The sequence below is a fragment of the Curtobacterium sp. SP.BCo genome (genome assembly GCF_051903265.1).
Taxonomy (GTDB): Bacteria; Actinomycetota; Actinomycetes; order Actinomycetales; family Microbacteriaceae; genus Curtobacterium.
Genome location: NZ_CP194337.1, coordinates 3446195 through 3461922, shown reverse-complemented (window position 1 = coordinate 3461922; position 15728 = coordinate 3446195). Strand labels below are relative to the sequence as shown.

General features: G+C 71.6%; 12 protein-coding genes, 1 tRNA gene and 2 pseudogenes. 10 read left to right on the top strand and 5 right to left on the bottom strand.

What is annotated here, in order from left to right:
• Window positions 1–16 precede the first annotated feature (16 nt).
• A complete protein-coding gene (locus ACRQ4B_RS16350) occupies window positions 17–544 on the top strand; it encodes a DUF3090 domain-containing protein (protein WP_439692446.1) in 528 nt (175 codons plus the stop codon).
• Window positions 541–1299, top strand: coding sequence for an SCO1664 family protein (locus tag ACRQ4B_RS16345; protein ID WP_439692445.1), 759 nt, complete (start codon window positions 541–543; stop codon window positions 1297–1299). The genes ACRQ4B_RS16350 and ACRQ4B_RS16345 overlap by 4 nt, the downstream gene beginning before the upstream one ends.
• Window positions 1300–1626: 327 nt before the next feature.
• Here ACRQ4B_RS16345 and ACRQ4B_RS16340 read toward each other — a convergent pair whose 3' ends face one another.
• On the bottom strand, window positions 1627–3639 hold the full coding sequence (locus ACRQ4B_RS16340; RefSeq protein ID WP_439692444.1) for a vWA domain-containing protein: 2013 nt from the start codon (window positions 3637–3639) through the stop codon (window positions 1627–1629).
• A complete protein-coding gene (locus ACRQ4B_RS16335) occupies window positions 3632–5017 on the bottom strand; it encodes a magnesium chelatase (protein WP_439692443.1) in 1386 nt (461 codons plus the stop codon). The genes ACRQ4B_RS16340 and ACRQ4B_RS16335 overlap by 8 nt, the downstream gene beginning before the upstream one ends.
• A 238-nt stretch (window positions 5018–5255) precedes the next feature.
• Here ACRQ4B_RS16335 and ACRQ4B_RS16330 point away from each other — a divergent pair, with 238 nt between their 5' ends.
• From ACRQ4B_RS16330 to ACRQ4B_RS16315, 4 genes are all read left to right on the top strand, one after another.
• Window positions 5256–6704 carry an MFS transporter gene (locus tag ACRQ4B_RS16330; protein WP_439692442.1) on the top strand — a complete coding sequence of 483 codons (1449 nt, stop codon included), beginning with the start codon at window positions 5256–5258 and terminating at the stop codon, window positions 6702–6704.
• Between the two features lie 149 nt (window positions 6705–6853).
• Window positions 6854–7528, top strand: a complete 675-nt coding sequence (locus ACRQ4B_RS16325) for a GntR family transcriptional regulator (RefSeq protein ID WP_439692441.1) — start codon at window positions 6854–6856, stop codon at window positions 7526–7528.
• A gap of 158 nt (window positions 7529–7686) precedes the next feature.
• Window positions 7687–9090, top strand: coding sequence for an LCP family protein (locus tag ACRQ4B_RS16320; RefSeq protein ID WP_439692440.1), 1404 nt, complete (start codon window positions 7687–7689; stop codon window positions 9088–9090).
• Window positions 9091–9549: 459 nt separating this feature from the next.
• Window positions 9550–9639: transfer RNA gene (locus ACRQ4B_RS16315), tRNA-Ser, on the top strand.
• A gap of 115 nt (window positions 9640–9754) precedes the next feature.
• On the opposite strand, the pseudogene ACRQ4B_RS16310 reads toward ACRQ4B_RS16315, so the two are convergent.
• Window positions 9755–10201, bottom strand: a pseudogene (locus ACRQ4B_RS16310) (MFS transporter); the annotation flags it as partial.
• Between ACRQ4B_RS16310 and ACRQ4B_RS16305 the strand changes: the two are divergent.
• Window positions 10172–10450, top strand: a pseudogene (locus ACRQ4B_RS16305) (MarR family transcriptional regulator); the annotation flags it as partial. The pseudogenes ACRQ4B_RS16310 and ACRQ4B_RS16305 overlap by 30 nt on opposite strands.
• Window positions 10451–10503: 53 nt before the next feature.
• Window positions 10504–11511, top strand: coding sequence for a glycosyl hydrolase family 18 protein (locus ACRQ4B_RS16300; protein ID WP_439692439.1), 1008 nt, complete (start codon window positions 10504–10506; stop codon window positions 11509–11511).
• Window positions 11512–11569: 58 nt separating this feature from the next.
• Here the strand turns inward: ACRQ4B_RS16300 and ACRQ4B_RS16295 are convergent, their stop codons facing one another.
• Window positions 11570–12256, bottom strand: a complete 687-nt coding sequence (locus tag ACRQ4B_RS16295) for an HAD family hydrolase (protein ID WP_439692438.1) — start codon at window positions 12254–12256, stop codon at window positions 11570–11572.
• A 26-nt stretch (window positions 12257–12282) separates the two neighbouring features.
• Entirely contained in the window at window positions 12283–13278 is a 996-nt protein-coding gene (locus ACRQ4B_RS16290; RefSeq protein WP_439692437.1) for a LacI family DNA-binding transcriptional regulator, read from the bottom strand.
• A 98-nt stretch (window positions 13279–13376) separates the two neighbouring features.
• On the opposite strand from ACRQ4B_RS16290, the gene ACRQ4B_RS16285 reads away from it, so the two are divergent.
• Entirely contained in the window at window positions 13377–14615 is a 1239-nt protein-coding gene (locus ACRQ4B_RS16285; RefSeq protein ID WP_439692436.1) for a Gfo/Idh/MocA family protein, read from the top strand.
• A complete protein-coding gene (locus ACRQ4B_RS16280) occupies window positions 14612–15616 on the top strand; it encodes a sugar phosphate isomerase/epimerase family protein (RefSeq protein WP_439692435.1) in 1005 nt (334 codons plus the stop codon). The genes ACRQ4B_RS16285 and ACRQ4B_RS16280 overlap by 4 nt, the downstream gene beginning before the upstream one ends.
• Window positions 15617–15728: the final 112 nt, after the last annotated feature.

Below are 15728 nucleotides of genomic sequence, written 5' to 3'. Positions count from 1 at the left end.
CTCCTACAATGCGGGTATGCCCACCATCGTGCACGGCTTCGACTGGCCGGACCGTCTCGTCGTCGGGACCGTCGGCCGCCCGGGCGAGCGGTCGTTCTACCTCCAGGCCCGCGACGGCCGCCGCGTGACGAGCGTCGCGCTCGAGAAGGAGCAGTCGGCGGTCCTCGCGGACAAGATCGACGAGCTCCTCGACGAGGTCGCCACGGTGGAGGACAACCGCTTCAGCGTCCCGCCCTCCGCCCCGACGGAACTCCGCGACGGCGGCCCGCTGGACCAGCCGGTCGAACCGGAGTTCCGCGCGGGTGCCCTGAGCCTCGGCTTCGACCCGGCCACCGCGCAGGTCGTCATCGAGGCGTACCCGATCGACGACGAGATCGAGATCGTCGCGGAGACCGGCGAGGACGGCGAGGAGATCGAGGCCGTCGTCGAGATCCCCGAGCCCGCGGAGCTGTTCCAGGTGAAGATCCCGGTCGGCACCGCCCGGGCGTTCGTGGAACGCACGCGCGAGGTCGTCGCTGCCGGCCGACCGCCCGGCGCCGCATGAGCGACGGACCACTGTCCATCCGGGCGCGCATCCGAGAAGCCTCCAACGCCACCTTCCTGGCCGACCTCGACGGCGAGGCGGTCGTCTACAAGCCGATCGAGGGGGAGCGGCCGCTCTGGGACTTCCCGGACGGCACCCTCGCCGACCGGGAGGTCGCTGCGCACCTGGTGTCCGAGGTGCTGGGCTGGCACGTCGTCCCGCCGACGTGGATGGGTGACGGGCCGTTCGGCCGCGGGATGATCCAGCGCTGGCAGGAGGTCGACCCCGAGCAGGACGCGGTCGACCTGGTGCCCACCGAGGACGCCGACGCCGACGACGCGCCGTGGATCCCGGTGCTCGAGGCGATCGACGAGCAGGACCGCCCGGTCACGCTCGTGCACGAGGACACGGCGGCGCTCCGCCGCATGGCGGTGTTCGACGTGATCGTGAACAACGCCGACCGCAAGGGCGGGCACGTGCTCGCGATGCCGGACGGCCACCGGTACGGCGTCGACCACGGGCTCGCCTTCCACGTCGAGCACAAGCTCCGCACGGTGCTCTGGGGGTGGATCGGCGAACCGCTCGACGCCGACGAGCTCGAGGGCATCGACCGGGTGACCGAGGCCCTGCGTGGCGACCTCGGTGCGGCACTCGACGAACACCTGACCGTCGCCGAGGTGGACACGCTCGGTGCGCGATGCGCGGCGTTGCGGGCCGTCGGGGTGTTCCCGCCGCCTCCTGGACACGGCCCCGCCGTGCCCTGGCCGCTCTTCTAGACGCACTGCTCGGACGTCGCGCCGGAGTCGGATCGGCGGGCTCCGTCGGGTCCGGGGCCCGCCGATCCGTGCCGTGTTCCGCCTGCCGGGACACGGCCCCGTGGTCTCAGGGTCCGGTGAGCGCCGTTGCCCACCGTGACACCACGGGAAGGGTCGGTCGGTCGAGGACGGATCAGGAGCACTCGACCGACCGGGTCGGACGCACCGACGTCATCGGTCGGTGCGTGAAGCGGTCGTGCGGCCGGGGTCCAGGGCTGCGTCGTGGTCAGCATACGACGGCACCCCCTGCTGCGGAAGTACTCGGTCGGAAGACGCGGATCGGCCGCTTCAGCCGGTCCACTCGTCCCGGAAGAGCCCGGTGCCGCGCCGCGAACCGAGGTACGACCCGACGACGGCGACCCCGAGGTCGTCGTTCTCCGGGGCCACCACGGTGCCGTCGACCCGCTTGGCCATCGCGTCGATGAACCGCGCCAGGCCCGGGTCGTCGCCGAGCCGGAAGAACGTCGTCTGGGCGCCGAGCCGTCCGGCGTTCTCGAGCTCCCGGACGGACAACGCGATCGTGATCGGGTCCGGCGGGTAGCCGAACCAGACCTGGCCGTTCGGTTCGAGGTGCGAGGTCGGTTCGCCGTCGGTGACGATGAGCAGGACGGGTTGGGCGTTCGGGTGCTTCCGGAAGTGGCGGTTCGCGAGCAGCAGGGCGTGGTGCAGGTTGGTGCCCTTGTCCCACATCGCGTCCAGCCCGACCAGCTGTTCGATGTCCATCACCTCGGCTTCGCGGCCGAAGGCGATGAGCTGCAGGTCGTCGCCCCGGAACCGCGTCGACACGAGGGTGTGCAGCGCCAGCGCGGTGCGCTTCATCGGGACCCAGCGGTCCTCCATGGCCATCGAGAACGACGTGTCGACGAGCAGGGCCACGCAGGCCTGGGTCCGTGCCTCGGTCTCCTGCACCTCGACGTCGTCGATCTCGAGTCGGACGCCCGGGCCGATCCGGCCGGACGCCGCCGTCCGGGTGAGCGCGTTCGTGATCGACCGCGTCACGTCCCACGGCTCGGTGTCGCCGTACTGCCACTGCCGGGTCGAGCCCGACGGCTCCCCGGCCGCACCGGACCGGCGGAGGTCACGAGCGCCCTGCCGGCCGGACATCCGCTGTGCGACGTCCTTGAGCAGGCTCTTGCCGAGCTGGCGCATCGCCTTCGGGGTCAGCCGGAGTTGCCCGTCGGCGCCGCGGCGCATCGCCCCCGAGTTCCGGAGGGCCTTCTCGAGCTGCTGCAGGGTCGTGGCGTCCACCGCCGCCTCGCTCCCCAGCTGCCGGGCGAGGGCGTCGAGGTCGAGGTCGGCGATGTCCGAACCGGGCCCGACCTGCGCGAGCTGGTCGGCGAGGGCGTCGAGGTCGGCGATGTCCTGGAACACCCCGGTGCCGTCGCCGAGGCCGAGTCCCTGCTCGCCGTCCATCCGTTCCGAACCGCCCCAGTCCTCGCCGGGGCGGAGCGACCGGAGGTTCTGGTCGAGCTGGCCGAGCTGTCCCATCAGATCGGGGGAGCCGAACGCCTGCTGGGCGAGGGCGTCGAGCTCGTCGCGCTGCTCCTGCGTCATCGAGTTCCGCATCCGCTGGGCGGCTGCGGCCCTGGCGGCGAGGTCGTCGAGCAGTTCCTCGACGTCCTGCGGGTTCGACGGGAAGTACTCCCCGTGCCGGGCCATGAACGCGTCGAACTGCTCCGGGGTGTCCGTGCCGGCACGGTGGTCCTCGAGGAGCTGGTTGAGGTCCCGCATCATCTCGCTGACCGCGGCACGGTCGTCGTCGGACGCGTTCTCGAGTGCCTGCTTCATGCCGGCGAATCGTTGGTCGAGCATCTCGCGGCCGAGCAGGTCCTTGATCTCCTCGTACTTCTGCCGCGCCGCGGGGCTCTTCCAGTCGTAGCCGTTCAGCTCCTGCACGGCGGTCGCCGGTGAGGGGGAGAGGCTGTCGAGCTGCAGTTCGGCGAGGGCGCGGTCGCCGTCGTCGAGGTCGGTGTCGCGTGCCAGCTGCCCACACTCGGCGAGCACTGCCTGGTCGAGCAGTTCCCGGACCTGCTGGAGGGTGCCGTCCAGGTTGTTCCGGCTGGTCAGTTCGCGCCGGCGCTCGGCGACACGGCGGGCGAGGTCGTCGAGGCCACGCTGGTCCCGACCTCCGCGGCGCAGGTACTCGCGGATGGCTCGCTCGGGGGACGTGCCACCCATCACGTCCTCGCCGATGGCGTCGAGCGCCTCGGCCAGGTCGACCGGCGGTGCGAGCGGATCCGGGCCGTCCTCGTACCTGCCGTACCGGGCGTCGCGGGAGAGCCGCCGGTTCTGTCTAGCCATAGACGGCTTCGCCCCCGCCGGACTCCTTGCTGATGCGTCGGGCCAGGAAGAGCCCCTCGAGTGCGAGTTCGATCGCGCCGGCACGCTCGCCGTCGTCGGTCGCGCCGAGGCGCTCGCACACCTGGTCGTACAGGTCGGACTCCCCGATGCTCGGCAGCCCCTCGAGGAAGGCCCGGGCACTGACCTGCTCGCCCGTGGTCACCATCGTGCCGCCGTCGAGCGCCTCGACGAGGACCGCGAAGTCCAGCCCGCGGAACCGGGCGCGCACCGTCTCGGCGGTGGCGGTGCGGAGGAGGTGCTCGAGCACCTCGTCGGCGCGGTCCTCCTCGCCGTTCTCGAACTCGATTTTGCCGCCGAGGACGTCGACCGCCGTCTCGAGGTCGATCGGCCGGGCGACGGCGTGCTCCTCGCCCTGCCGGGCAGCTCGGTGCACGGCGGCGGCGGACACGGTCTCGGCGCCGGCGATCGCGAAGCGGGCACTGACACCGCTCCGCTGGTCGACCGCGCTCGAGGACCGGAGGGCGCGGGTGAACCGGGCGAGGATCTCGATGAGCGCGTCCGGCACGTCGGCGGCGAGCGTCGCCTCCTGCCGGATGACCGCGATCTCGTCCTCGAGCTCGATCGGGTAGTGCGTGCGGATCTCGGCGCCGAAGCGGTCCTTGAGCGGGGTGATGATCCGTCCGCGGTTCGTGTAGTCCTCCGGGTTCGCGCTCGCCACGACGAGGACGTCCAGCGGCAGGCGCAGGACGTAGCCGCGGATCTGGACGTCGCGCTCCTCCATGACGTTGAGCATCGCGACCTGGATGCGTTCGGCCAGGTCGGGCAGCTCGTTGATCGCCACGATGCCGCGGTGGCCGCGGGGGACGAGTCCGAAGTGGATGGTCTCCGGGTCGCCGAGGCTGCGTCCCTCCGCCACCTTCATCGGGTCGACGTCGCCGATGAGGTCGGCCACGGACGTGTCCGGCGTCGCGAGCTTCTCGACGTACCGGTCGTCGCGGTGTCGCCACTCGATCGGCATCGCGTCGCCGAGGTCCTCGGCGCGGCGCCGGCTCGCGGTGGTGATCGGGTCGAAGGGGTGCTCGCCGAGTTCGGAGCCGGCGATCACCGGTGTCCACTCGTCGAGCAGGCCCTGCAGGGTGCGCAGGAGGCGGGTCTTCCCCTGGCCGCGCTCGCCGAGCAGGACGACGTCGTGGCCGGCGATGAGGGCGCGTTCGAGTTGCGGGACGACGGTGGTCGCGAAGCCGTGCAGGCCGGGCCACGGGTCGGTGCCCTCGCGGAGGGCGTGGAGGAGGTTGTCGCGGATCTCGGCGCGGACCGACTTCTGGACGTGCCCAGAGGCGCGGAGCTCGCCGACCGTTCTGATGGTGGGTCGGGTCACCTCTTCGACGTTACGCCTTGTCGGACTGGAGGCGCGGGGCGGCGCCGACCCGCGCCTCCAGTCCGCCTGTGGGTCGCGGCTGCTCGCAGCCGCTTGTGAGTTTTCATAGCAATTGCAATGATTGTTGTTCCGGCGTCGGAGCCGGATTCGATAGGGGGATCCGGCTCCGAGCCGGATCGATCGTCCGTTCGTTCCGATTGCGAACGACCGGGACGATCTCGGCGTACGTTCCCCTTTCGTGAGCAGCGCGACGACGAACGGGGCGATCAAGAGCCTGGTCCCCGCCAGGATGGACAGGCTTCCGTGGACGCGGTTCCACTGGAGCGTCGTGGTGGGACTCGGCGTCTCGTGGATCCTCGACGGACTCGAGATCCAGATCGTGTCGAACGCGGGCTTCCAGGCCGACCTGAACCTGTCGACGCAGCAGGTCACGTCACTCGGGACGATCTACCTGATCGGGCAGGTGGTCGGGGCGCTCGTCTTCGGGCGCATGTCCGACCGTCTGGGGCGACGCAAGCTCTTCATCCTGACGCTGGCGATCTACCTGATCGGCTCCGGCATCGCGGGCCTCGCGCAGGACTTCTGGTTCCTCGCCGCCTTCCGCTTCGTCGCCGGGCTCGGCATCGGCGGCGAGTACGCCGCCATCAACTCGGCGATCGACGAACTCATCCCGTCGAAGTACCGCGGGCACGTCGACATCGCCATCAACGGCACGTACTGGGGCGGTGCCGCACTCGGCGCCTTCGCGAACATCTACCTGCTCGACACCGCGCACTTCTCCGAGAACATCGGGTGGCGCATCGGGTTCTTCCTCGGCCCGGTGCTCGGCATCGCGATCATCTTCCTGCGACGGCACATCCCGGAGAGTCCGCGGTGGCTGATGACCCACGGGCGCGAGGAGGAGGCGGAGGCGACGGTCACGCAGATCGAGGAGTCCGTCGAGAAGTCCACCGGTCAGCGGCTGCCCGACGTCGACCAGTCGAAGGCGATGACCGTGACACCGATGGACCGCGTCGGTCTGCTGACCATCGCGCGGGTCCTGCTGAAGCAGTACCCGACCCGCACGCTCGTCGGGGCGACGATGATGATCACCCAGGCGTTCCTGTACAACGCGATCTTCTTCACGTACGCGCTCGTGCTGACGAACTTCTTCGGGTTGAAGACCGCGCAGACCTCGGTCTACTTCTTCCCGTTCGCGATCGGCAACCTGCTCGGTCCGATCATCCTCGGTCGGTTCTTCGACACGTGGGGCCGTCGGCAGATGATCTTCCTGACGTACCTGGTGTCCGGGCTCGTGCTGGCCACGTCGGCGTTCCTGTTCCGAGCCGACGCGATCAGCGCCACCGTGCAGGTCGTGTTCTGGTGCGTCTCGTTCTTCTTCGCGTCGGCCGGGGCGTCCAGCGCCTACCTGACGGTCAGCGAGATCTTCCCGCTCGAGCTCCGGTCGCAGGCGATCTCGTACTTCTTCGCCCTCGCGCAGATCGTCGGTGCCGTCGCTCCGCTCATCTACGGCGCGTTCATCGGGGACGGGTCGTCGCGTGAGCCGCTGTTCTGGGGGTACCTGCTCGGCTCGGCGGTGATGATCGGCGGCGGGGTCGTGGCGTTGGTCTTCGGTGTCGATGCCGCTCGGAAGGGGCTCGAGGACGTCACACAGCCGCTCTCCGTCCTGACGGAGCGGTCGAAGTAGTACTCCGTATACAGAGTGTTTAGCGTGCGGGGACGGTGCCTGTCATCGTCCTCGCATGACACTCCTCCACAGCGCGGTGCTCGGCCGCACGGTCCACGGATCGGCCCCTTCGACGTCCGGTGACCGCGGCCGTGCGTGATCCTTCGTTCATGGAACGCGTTCGGAACGACCCCACTGGACGGCGGACCGGCCTGCAGGGGATCCGCCGCAACCTGCTGCGCGACGCCGTCCTCACCCAGCTGCTCGACCTCGTGCTGCGCGGGGTCTACCGGCGCGGCCAGCGGATCCAGCTCGAGGCGATCGCGGACGACATGGGCGTCTCGCGGACGCCGGTGCGTGAAGCGCTCGTCACGCTCGAGAACCTGCAGCTCGTGTCCGTGCAGCGCTACGTCGGCGTCGTCATCGCGAGCTGGTCGGTGGACCACCTGACCGAGCGGATCCGGATCGCACGGGCGATGATCCTCGACCCGCAGGCCGGGGCCACCGTCCGCTGCGACCGGTTCGACGTCGCCTGGCTGCGTGAGTGTGCGACCGAAGGGGGCGCGTTCGCCGAGCTCGGAGCCTGGTTCCTCCGCCGCAGCGCTGCCTCGGTGAGCGGCGACTGGCTCGCGTCGCAGCGCATCCTGCTCGACATGTTCTTCGCGGACGACGTCGCGCTCGCGAACGGCATCGACGCCGTGGTGGCACGGCGTGAACGCTTCCGGATCGTCGAGCGTGCCACGCTCGCCGCCGAGCGTGACGACCTCGCCGAGTGCGCCCGGGCACTCGTCGAACTCGCCGACGCCCTCATCGCACTGCCCGACCGGTTCGGGGTCGCGGCCTGACTGCTCACGGCGGATCCGGACCCGCTTCGCACTGAATCGCCAGGCGGAGTCGTGGCAGGGTTGTCCGGTTGTCCCTCCGGCGCCCGACAGGGTGGGCGCCTTCCGCGTGGGTCGTCCGAGGCGTCCCCGCTCCCTGTCCGCCAACGCCAGGAGTGCCTGTGAACGACGTCCGCGATCGATCCCACCGCCTGAACCGCGCGACCGGGATCGCACGGCACGGACGTCTCCGCCACCGGCACCCCGCCGTCGCCGTCGTGAAGCTGCTGTCGGGCGTCGCCGCGGTCGCGCTCGTCGGTTCGGCATCGGTCGCGGCGATCGCTGCGAAGCAGGTCACGGACGACCTCGGTGACGGTGTCCGGATCCAGGGGCAGTCCGCGCCGAAGGCCGCCGGCGGCGCCCCCGCGCTCAGCTCGTACGAGGGCGGGTTCAACATGCTCGTCGTCGGCACGGACAACGACCCCGATCAGGGAACCGCCTACGGCGAACGCGACGCGACGCTGAACGACGTCAACATCCTGCTGCACGTGTCCGCGGACCACACCAACGCGACGGCCGTGAGCATCCCGCGGGACCTCGTCACGCCGATCCCCGGGTGCGAGAAGCCGGACGGTTCCGGCACGACGCCCGCGATGGCAGCCCAGCCGATCAACAGCGCGTGGGGTGAGGGCGGGCTCAACTGCGTCGTCCAGACCGTGCAGGGGCTCACCGGGCTCGACGTCCAGTACTCCGCGGCGGTGTCCTTCAGGGGCGTCATCGAGATGTCGAACGCCATCGGCGGCGTGCCCGTGTGCGTCGCCCAGCCGATCCACGACCGGTACACGGGTCTCGACCTGCCGCAGGGAACCTCGACGTTGCAGGGTGACGAGGCGCTCGCGTTCCTCCGCTCCCGGCACGGTGTCGGCGACGGGTCCGACCTCGGGCGCATCTCGAGCCAGCAGGTCTTCCTGTCCTCGCTGCTCCGCACGGTGCAGTCGAACGACACCCTCACCTCGCCGGCCACCCTCTACAAGCTGGCCCGGGCGGCGGCCTCCAACATGCAGTTGTCCCAGAGCCTGAACGACGTCGGCACGATGGTGGAGATGGGGCGGGCGCTGCAGGACCTCCCGCTCGAGCACGTCAACTTCGTGCAGTACCCGGGCACCACGGGTGGCTCGGGCGTCTACGCCGGCAAGGTGCAGCCCACCACCGAGCTCGCGTCGCAGTTGTTCGCCAAGATCGCGGCAGACCAGTCGTTCGCGCTCGGGGCGGACAGCACGGGCATCGGGTCGGAGGGAGCGGCGTCGGCGGGGCAGTCCGACGCGTCCGCCGATCCCTCGGCTGCGTCCGGTGGCGGTGCCGGTGCAGGTGCCGGTGCCGGTGCCGCTGGTGCTGCCGCGTCGGCGGGGGCTCCTGCGGCCCCGGCGTCGTCGGCCCCTTCCTCGTCTGCCCCGGCGGCGTCTGCCCCGGCGTCGTCGGCCCCTTCCTCCTCCGCCCCGGCGGCGTCGACTCCTGCCGAGACGATCGACGGGCTGCAGGGCCAGTCCGCCGCCCAGCAGACCTGCTCGACGGCGTTCGGTTCCTGACCCGGTGCCCGCTCCGGTCCCGAGTCTCGGGCTGGACGACACTTCTCGCGCTCGGATGCCCGAGAACTGTCGGCCGAGCCGAGTCTGGGGCCGGGCGAGCCGAGTCTCGTGTCGGCCGAGCCGAGTCTCGGGTCGGCCGGACCAGTGCGCGCAGGCCGGCACCGAGAGCGGGGGCGCGGTGGTGGGCCGCGCCCCCTGGGCCGCTCCCCGGCCGAGCGCCGCACGATCGGGCGCGCCGGGCTCGGCTGCAGGGAGCGACGTCGGTGCTGTGTCGCGACTGGGGGGACGATGCCCCGGAACGTGATCGCCGCGTCCCGACGATGCTATTGACCGGGGTACGGTCGGACAACCCCCGCGTGTCCCCACTTCGGGGGACCGCCGCAATCGTGGCGGGACGGGCCGAGTTCGAGAGTGGGCTCGTCCTCCTGTATGGTGGTGGCAGCGCTCGTGAGAGCGCTTGGAGACGTCGCATAGTCCGGCCGAGTGCACCACCCTGCTAAGGTGGAGTCCCCTTTGAGGGGACCGAGGGTTCAAATCCCTCCGTCTCCGCACACGAACGAAACCCCGGTCCACGCGGACCGGGGTTTCGTCGTTCCGGGGCACCGTCCGTGCACATCGTGAGCAGAAATCGTCGGGTGCGCCTCCGGCACCCGACGATTTCTGCTCACGAAGCCGCTGGTACGCCGACGCTCCCGGTCGTCGCCGTGACCCGCGTGCGCCCCCGACGAGCCGCCCCCGCCGCGATCACCGTCAGCACCGCCGCCGCGAGCGTGATCCCCGCACCCGCCCAGATCGGCGACGTGTACCCGAGTCCGGCCGCGATCGTGAGGCCGCCGATCCAGGCCCCGAGCGCGTTGCCGAGGTTGAACGCGGCGATGTTCGCTCCGCTCGCCAGGGTCGGTGCGTGGTCCGCGTACTGCATCACCCGGGTCTGCAGCGCCGGCACGGTGGCGAAGCCGAACGCACCCATGAGCACGAGGGCGATGACCGTGAGCACGGGCGAGGTCGCGACGAGGGCGAACACCGCGAGCACCACCGTGAGTGCGACGAGGACGACGAGGAGTGTGCCGTCGATGGACCTCGAGGCGAGCTTGCCGCCCGTGCCGCGGCCCTCAGCCCCAGCGCGACCACCCGGCTCGTCAACCGGCTGGAGGAGCGCGCGCTCCTCACGCGCGTCCTGTGCGCGGACGACCGTCGCGGGCTCTACACCGAACTGACCCACGCCGGACAGCGGCTGCTCGACACGGCCACGCCGATCCACGCCGCAGCACTCGACGCAGCGCTCGCCGAGGCGCGGGAGGTCCCCGAGCTCGAGGAGCTCGCCGCCGCGGTCGACCGGCTCGAGGGCGCGACCGTCTGACGGCTCTGCCGGGAGGCGCGGCTCACCTCCGCCCCGCGCGCTACGGTGAGCGCATGGTGCGGCGGACAAGGCTCGTGGTCGGCAGTGTGCTCGTGGTCGCGCTGGCCACCTCCGGCTGCGCCGCGACGCCGGGCGCGGACGATCACGGCGGGCTCGCGGTCGAGGCGTACGTCGAACCCGGGGACGGTGCAGCGGCCCGGGTGTCCGACGCCGCCGGTCGATCGGCGACGATCGGCATCGACGGCGTCACGGTCGCGGACGACGGCGCCGGGGTGCACGACATGCCTGCAGGCGTCGGATCGCTCGCACGTCGGACGTCCGACGGGGGAGCGTCACCCGAACTGCTCGTCAGCAACTACTCCGAGTCGATCGGCGACTTCTCACCGGAGATCGGCACCGCGCTGTTGTCGGACGCGGACAACCGCTCGCGCGCCGCAGCACACCTGGCCGACCTCGCCGCCGAGCAGCACCTGGCCGGGGTGCAGATCGACCTCGAGTCGCTCCGGGAACGTGATCGTGCCGGACTCGTCGCGTTCGCCGCGGCGGTGCAGGGCGCCGTGCACGACCGCCTCGGCGCCGACGCCCAGGTCTCGATGGCGGTGATGGCCTTGACCGACGCGGCCGGGTACCGCGACACCGGCTACGACCTCGCTGCGCTCGCCGACCACGTCGACCGGTTCGTCCTGATGACCTACGACCAGCACGGGCCCTGGTCCGGCCCCGGGTCGATCGGATCGCTGCCCTGGACGAAGCGGGTGATCACCACGGCCGAGCACGAGGGACTGCCGGCCGACCGGATCGACCTCGGCATCGCGGGCTACGGGTACGTCTGGGGTGGGTCGGGCGACGCGCAGGTGTCCCCGGCGGCGGCTCGGAAGGCAGCGGGTGGTGCCGCGCGGTGGTCGGCGACGACCGGCGAGTGGTCGGCCGCCCTCGACGACGGCCGCCAGCTGCACTGGTCCGACGCGCGTTCCTACCGCGCCCGTGTCGCGCTCGCCGAGGACCTCGGGCTGCACGGGGTCGCGCTCTGGTCCCTCAACACCCTCGCCCTGCCGCGCTGACCGGCGCTGCGGCGCCATCCGAGCTGCCGCCTCGTGGACGTGGAGGAGCGGTCGTCGTTCAGGCGTCCAGCGCGGCCAGGACGACGGTCCGCAGGTCCGACGCACCTTGCGCACCCGGTGGGGACTCGTCGACCAGCACGGCACGCATGCCGACGGCCCGGGCACCGGCGATGTCGTGCACGAGGTCGTCACCGACGAAGAGACAGTCGGCGGTGTCCACGTCGAGCTCCTCCGCCAGGGTCCGGAAGGCTCGCTCGTCCGGCTTCTGGAACCCGATGCGCTCCGAGGTGCACACGACGTCGAACGCGCCGTCCAGCCCGGTCCGGTCGAGCTTGTCGAGCTGCTGCTCCTCGATCCCGTTCGTGAGGAGACCGAGTCGGTACCCGTCCGCCCGGAGTCCGCGGAGCAGCGACACGCTGCCGGGGAACGCTCGCCACGACGCCCGGTAGGAGCGCAGGTAGCCCGCGAACAACCGGTCCAGGCCGTCATCGTCCCGGGGGAGCCGGGTGCCGAGCGGTCCCAGGACGGCACGGAGGCGCGCACGTCGCTGTTCCTGGAAGCTGATCTGCCCGGACCGCCAGCGTTCGAACTGCTCGGCTTCGGCGGCGGACCAGGCCGCCAGCGTCGACTCCGTCGCGGCCAGCCCGAGGTCCTCGAGGAACCGCGTCGCCCCGGCGCGCGCGGCGCCCCGGTGGTCGAACAGCGTCCCGTCGAGGTCGAAGCAGACCGCGCGAGGAGCACCCACGCGACCAGACTAGGGGCAGACCCGGGTCAGGCCCGGGGCGGAGCAGTGGTCGAGCGGACGACGAGCGACGGCGGCACGAGGGTCCGGGTCGGCGCTGGGCGGTGCGGCGCCCCGATGCGCTCGACGAGCCGCGCCGCCGCGAGCCGCCCGACCTCGTCGTTGTGCGGGTCCACCGTGGTCAGGCGGAGCAGGGGCGAGGCGGCGAGCGGGGTCTCGTCGTTGCCGATGACGGAGACGTCCTCGGGGACCCGGAGCCCGGTCTCGCGCACGGCGGCGATCGCTCCCATCGCCATCACGTCGTTCGCGGCGAACACCGCGGTGAGGTCCGGGTGGTCGCGCAGGGCGTGCTGCGTGGCGTGGTAGCCGGTCTGCTCCGAGGTCGGGCCGTCGCCGACGACGACCGGCGTGATGCCGGACTCGACCATCCGCGCGACGGTAGCGGCGCGGCGGACGGCTGCCGGGCCTCCCGAGCCGGTGACGTGGACGATGGCCCGGTGACCCAGTCCGATGAGGTGCTCCGCTGCCATCCGGCCGCCGGCGGCCTCGTCCGAGGCGACGACGTCGAGCCCGCCGGGGACCTCGGTCCGTTCGCCCGCGATGACGACGGGTGTGTCGGCGGGGACGACGAGGTCGGGGAAGCCCTCGGCGGCGAGGAGCACGCCGTCGACGCGGAGCGACACGAGGTCGTCGAACGGCGACGAGTCGAGGTGGGCGTTGGCCCGGGTGTCCGCCAACGTGAGCCGGAGGCCGTGCGGGGCGAGGGCCTCGCGCACGCCGTCGAGCATCGGGACGTACCAGGGGTTCCGGAAGTCGTCGACGACGACGCCGATCGTGCGGGTCCGGGTGCCGGCGAGGATCGCGGCGGCGCGGTTCGGTCGGTACCCGAGCTCGGCGGCGGCGGCGAGGACGGCGGATCGTCGGGCGTCCGACACGCCGGGGTCGTCGCGCATCACCATGGACACGAGCGACTTCGAGACACCGGCGCGGGCGGCGACGTCGATGATCGTCGGCGGACGGGGCACGCGACTCCTTGACAGGACATGGGGTGGTCGGGCTACAGTCTAGCGACACGTTCTGGAACGTTCCAGAACCGGAAGACCACTGTCTCGAAGGAGAGCACATGAGCGACAGCATCGGCGTCGCCGTCATCGGCGCGGGAATGGCGGGCAAGGCCCACATGGCCGCGTGGCGGAACGCGCCGTCCCTCTTCGGATCGACGCTGCCGCCGGTGCGGCTCGTGTCGGTCGGCGACGTCTACGAGCCTCTCGCGGCCGAGTCCGCGACGCGCTTCGGGTACGCCCGCCACGACACCGACTGGCGGGCGATCGCCGCGGCGGACGACGTCGACGTGGTGAGCGTCGTCGTCGCGAACACGCTGCACCGCGAGATCGTCGAGGGGCTCCTGGCCGCCGGCAAGCACGTGCTCTGCGAGAAGCCGCTCTCGGACTCGCTCGACGACGCCCGTGCGATGGCCACGGCGGCGACGGCGGCCGCCGCCCGCGGTCTGGTCGCACGGGTCGGCTTCACGTACCGGCGCGCTCCGGGTCTGGCCGCGATCCGGCAGCTCGTCGAGGACGGTACGCTCGGCCGGGTCCTGCACGTCTCCGGCCGGTACTGGACCGACTACGGGTCGTCGCCCGACGTGCCGTTCTCGTGGCGGTTCGCGGGAGCTCCGGGAACCGGTGCGCTCGCCGACGTCGGCTCGCACCTGGCGTACGTCGCCGAGTTCCTCGCAGGCGAGGTGCAGAGCGTCAACGGCGGCATGTTCACGACGGCCGTCCCGAGGCGACCGGTCGCCGCTGGCTTCGCGCTGCGCGGGCAGGCCGTGCCGCTGACCGGCGAGTTCGCGGACGTCGAGAACGACGACTACGCCACGTTCAACGCCCGCTTCGGCGACGGCTCGGTGGTCGGCTCGCTCGAGGTGTCCCGGGTCGCCACGTCGCACCCGAACGGTCTGGTCGTCGAGGTCTTCTGCGAGCACGGCGCCGCCCGCTGGGACCAGGAGCGCGCCTCCGAGATCGGTCTCGCACTGCAGTCCGACGGCTCACGTCTCGGCGGGTACCGCCAGGTCGTGCTCGGCCCGGACCACCCCTACGTCGCCGGTGGGATGGCGATGGACGCCCCCGGGGTCGGATGGGGCCAGAACCAGATGTTCGAGTACCAGGCGCGTGCCTTCCTCGACGAGGTCGTCGGGAACACCACCGACCCGCTGCCGGCGAACGCCACGTTCGACGACGGTGTCCACAACATGGAGGTCCTCGACGCGGTCGCCCGGTCCGCCGCAGCCGGCGGCGCGTCACTGGACGTCCGCCCTGCCGTCCGCTCGACCGCCCGCACCACCGAAGGAGCGCACGCATGAAGCTCGGCCTGTACAACGCGATCCTGCACGACCGGCCGCTGCCCGACGCGCTCCGCGTGATCGCGGACAACGGCCTGACCGGCATCGAACTGAACACCGGTGGGTTCCTGCCTCCCGTGCACGTGCCGAACGTCGACGAGGTCCTGGAGTCCGACGGGGCCCGGGACGCCTTCCTCGCGCAGTTCGAGGGCACCGGGGTGTCGATCGCGGGACTCAACTGCAACGGCAACCCGCTGCACCCCGACCCGGCGATCGGAGCGGCGCACGCAGAGGACGTGCGGCGCAGCATCCGGCTCGCCGCACGCCTCGGCCAGGACCGTGTCGTCACGATGTCCGGCCTGCCCGCGGGGGAGCCGGGCGGCACGCGTCCGAACTGGATCGTGAACGCCTGGAACTCCGCCGCCCTCGACGTCATCGAGTACCAGTGGAGCGTCGCGGTGCCGTTCTGGCAGGAGATCGACGCCCTCGCACGCGAACACGGTGTCAAGGTGGCGCTCGAGCTACACCCGCAGAACGTGGTGTTCAACCCCGCGACCATCCGCGAGCTCGTGGAGCGCGGCGGGTTGACGAACGTCGGCGTCGAACTCGACGCGTCGCACCTGTTCTGGCAGCAGATGGACCCCGTGGCGGTCGTCCGCGACCTCGGGCCGCTCGTGTTCCACGCCGCCGCGAAGGACGTCCGGATCAACCCGCACGCCGCGATCAACGGCGTGCTCGACAACTCGTTCCGGCGCTTGTCGCCCGAGGAGCCGCGCACGAACCTCGGCGGTGACGAGTGGGCGAACGAGTGGCCGAAGCCGTCCGCGTGGGACTTCGTCGCGCTCGGCAAGGGGCACGACGAGGCGTACTGGTCGGCGTTCCTCGAGGCCCTGCGCGAGGTCGACCCCGACATGTGGGTCAACATCGAGCACGAGGACACCGAGCTCGGCCGCGAGGAGGGCGTCGCCGTGGCGGCGCAGGTGCTGCGTGCCGCCGACGCGGCGCTGGCGGCGCGCGTCTGAGACGCAGCGCGACTCCCGGACTGGAGGCGCGACCCGCGTGCGCCGATCTGCCCGCGTCGTCCGCGCCTCCAGTCCGTCGTTCCTGTGTCCCGCGACCCAGACGGTGACGCAT